Origin of the sequence: Streptomyces sp. NPDC006265 (assembly GCF_040613555.1) — a bacterium.
GTDB lineage: Bacteria > Actinomycetota > Actinomycetes > Streptomycetales > Streptomycetaceae > Streptomyces.
The window spans coordinates 1-2,991 of record NZ_JBEXSH010001012.1; the positions used below are offsets into that span (position 1 = coordinate 1).

At 72.3% G+C, this 2,991-nt stretch carries 3 protein-coding genes; 2 read left to right on the forward strand and 1 reads right to left on the reverse strand.

Annotated elements, in window-relative coordinates; translation table 11 throughout:
* Positions 1–63 precede the first annotated feature (63 nt).
* Entirely contained in the window at positions 64–723 is a 660-nt protein-coding gene (locus tag ABZ281_RS44375; RefSeq protein ID WP_356663954.1) for a PepSY domain-containing protein, read from the reverse strand.
* A gap of 116 nt (positions 724–839) precedes the next feature.
* Between ABZ281_RS44375 and ABZ281_RS44380 the strand changes: the two genes are divergently transcribed.
* Positions 840–1,508 carry a response regulator transcription factor gene (locus ABZ281_RS44380; RefSeq protein ID WP_356663956.1) on the forward strand — a complete coding sequence of 223 codons (669 nt, stop codon included), beginning with the start codon at positions 840–842 and terminating at the stop codon, positions 1,506–1,508.
* The gene (locus tag ABZ281_RS44385; protein ID WP_356663958.1) at positions 1,505–2,914 is read left to right on the forward strand and encodes a HAMP domain-containing sensor histidine kinase; all 1,410 of its coding nucleotides are present in this window, start codon (positions 1,505–1,507) and stop codon (positions 2,912–2,914) included. The genes ABZ281_RS44380 and ABZ281_RS44385 overlap by 4 nt, the downstream gene beginning before the upstream one ends.
* Positions 2,915–2,991: the final 77 nt, after the last annotated feature.

Below are 2,991 nucleotides of genomic sequence, written 5' to 3' on the forward strand. Positions count from 1 at the left end.
GCGGACCCACCCGGCCCCGGCGTCCGTGGGGACGTCGGGACCGTGAAGAGGGGCAGCTGGTGATCAGTCCTGGTCGTCAGCGTCGTCAGCGTCGTCGTCCCGCGCGTCGGCGCGGTCCGCCGTGACCTTGCCCGAGGCGAGGTCGACCTTCCAGTCCTGCTCGGAGCCGCCGGACGTGCGCGTCTCGGCCTCCCAGGACGTGTCCGTGCCGTCCTCGTCGAGGTCGACGGACGTCACCACGCCCTTGCCGGCGGCAGTCTTCGCGGCCTCCTCGGCCGTCACCGACGAGCCCTTCAGCGCCGCCCGCACCCGCGCCGTGTCGTCCTCGTCGTCGGCGTGCGCACCGAGGACCCTGCCGTTGGCCGGGTCGACGCTCACGCTGTGCCAGGTGTTGTCGCCGGACAGGACGTCGACCTTCCAGACCACCTTGTCGCTGTCGTCCTCGTCGTCCAGCTCGGCGGAGACCACCGTGCCCGACGTGTGCTTCAGTGCGGAGGCGATCGCCTCGGACGCCGTCACGTCCGCCGAAACCGTCTTGTCGGCGTCGTCGTCCCGGTCGCCGTCGTCGTCCCGGTCGTCTCGGAGGTCGCCGTTCGACAGCGGGGTGTTGGCCGCCTGCCGCGCCGAGCCCTGGTCGTCTCCCGTGGTCGCGAGGGCCGTGGCCGTCCCGCCTCCGATCAGAGCGGCGGCGGTCACAGCGGCGATCACGATGTTGCGCTTCATGCGGATTCCTCCCGAGTCGTTTCCTTTTCGACGTCTTCGACTCTGGCCGACGGAGGCTGAGAGGAACCTGAAGCCCACTGAAGGGATCTTCAGGTTCCCTTTGCCACTCTTTACGCATGCGCCTGTTGATCGTGGAGGACGAGAAGCGGCTGGCCCTGTCACTCGCCGGGGGCCTGACGGCCGAGGGGTACGCCGTGGATGTCGTCCACGACGGACGGGAGGGGCTGTACCAGGCCTCGGAGGGCACGTACGACCTGGTCATCCTCGACATCATGCTGCCCGGCCTCAACGGGTACCGGGTCTGCGCCGCCCTGCGCGCCGCCGGGCACGACGTGCCGATCCTGATGCTGACGGCCAAGGACGGCGAGTACGACGAGGCCGAGGGGCTCGACACGGGCGCGGACGACTATCTGACCAAGCCGTTCTCGTACGTCGTACTCGTCGCCCGGGTCAAGGCGCTGCTGCGGCGGCGCGGGCAGGGCGCGGGGGTCTCGCCCGTGCATGTGCACGGGGATCTGAAGGTGGACACCGCGGCCCGGCGGGTGTGTCTGGGCGAGGACGAGATCACCCTCACCGCCAAGGAGTTCTCCGTGCTGGAGCAGCTCGTGCTGCGGGCCGGCGAGGTGGTGTCCAAGTCCGAGATCCTGGAGCACGTCTGGGACTTCGCGTACGAGGGCGATCCGAACATCGTCGAGGTGTACGTCAGCACGCTGCGGCGGAAGCTGCGGGCGGGGCTGATCCGGACCGTGCGCGGGGCCGGATACCGGCTGGAGACGTCGCCGTGAGGCGGCTGTTCGGGTCCGTCCGGGCGCGGGCCACGCTGGGGGCGACCCTGGTGGTCGCGGTGGCGCTCGTCGCGGCCGGGGCCGCCGTGCTGCTGTCCCTGCGGTCCAACCTCATCGGCGAGGCCGGTACGCAGGCGGAGCGTTCCGTGCGGGCGGTCGCCTCCGAGCTGGCGGCCGGCACGCCGTACGACAAGCTCTCGGGTCTCGACGGCGACGACGGGCCCGTGCAGGTCCTGGACGAGCACGGTCGGCTGGTCGCGGCCAGTGAGGATCTGGAGCGGATCAGCGGGACCGACACCGCCCGGGTGAAACCGCAGCCGGCGGCGAAGCCCTCCGGGGACGACGATGACGACGCCGAGGACGCGGGCGAGCCCCTCGAAGCCGGTGAGATCTCGGGGGAGAGCGTCTTCAGCAACGGGTCCGCGACCATCGATGGCGACGCGGAGGACTACCGCTTCGCCGCCGTCGAGGTGGAGACCCACGACCGGGGGCCCCTCAAGGTCTACGCCGGTTCCCCGCTGGCCGCCGAGCACGGGGCCGTGCGGACCGCGCTGACGGTGATGCTGATCGGGTTCCCGCTGCTGCTCGGTGTCGTCGCGGCCGTGACCTGGCTGGTCACCCGGCGGGCCCTGCGGCCGGTGGAGGGGATCCGGCGCGAGATGGCCGCGATCACCCATTCCGAGGACCTCGCGCGGCGAGTCCCGGAACCGGACACGCACGACGAGATCGCCCGGCTCGCCAGCACCACCAACGAGACGCTCGCGGCGCTGGAGACGTCCGTGGAGCGGCAGCGGCGGTTCGTCGCCGACGCCTCCCACGAGCTGCGCAGCCCGGTCGCCTCGCTGCGGACCCAGCTTGAGGTGGCCGCCGCTCACCCCGAACTGCTGGACCTGGACGGGGCCGTGGAGGACACCGTCCGGCTGCAGTGGCTGGCGGCCGACCTGCTGCTGCTCGCCCGGCTGGACGCGGGGGAGCGGCCGGGCGACGCGAAGATCGACCTTGCCCGGCTGGCCCGGGAGGCGGCCGAGGGGCGGACGGGTGTCACCGTGGACGCGGAGCCGGTGGAGGTGGCCGGATCGCGGGGGCAGTTGGGGAGGGTGCTCGCCAATCTGCTCGACAACGCCCAGCGGCATGCCCGGTCGGCCGTGACCGTGAACGTGCGGCGTGAGGGCGACCGGGCCGTGGCCGGGGTGGCCGACGACGGCGACGGGGTGCCCGAGGACGACCGGGAGCGGATCTTCGAACGGTTCGTCCGGCTGGACGCGGCCCGCAGTCGCGACGACGGCGGAGCCGGGTTGGGGCTCGCCATCGCCCGCGACGTCGCCGTCCGGCACGGTGGCACGCTCACGGCCGGACGGGGGCCCGCAGGCGGAGCCCTGTTCGAACTCCGCCTGCCGCTCGTCTAGGGCCCTTCTGATGGATCTCCGTAGAGGAAGGAGCGGTGTTCGGTGCGTGCTCTCGGCGTGCCGGGCATCGCGACACC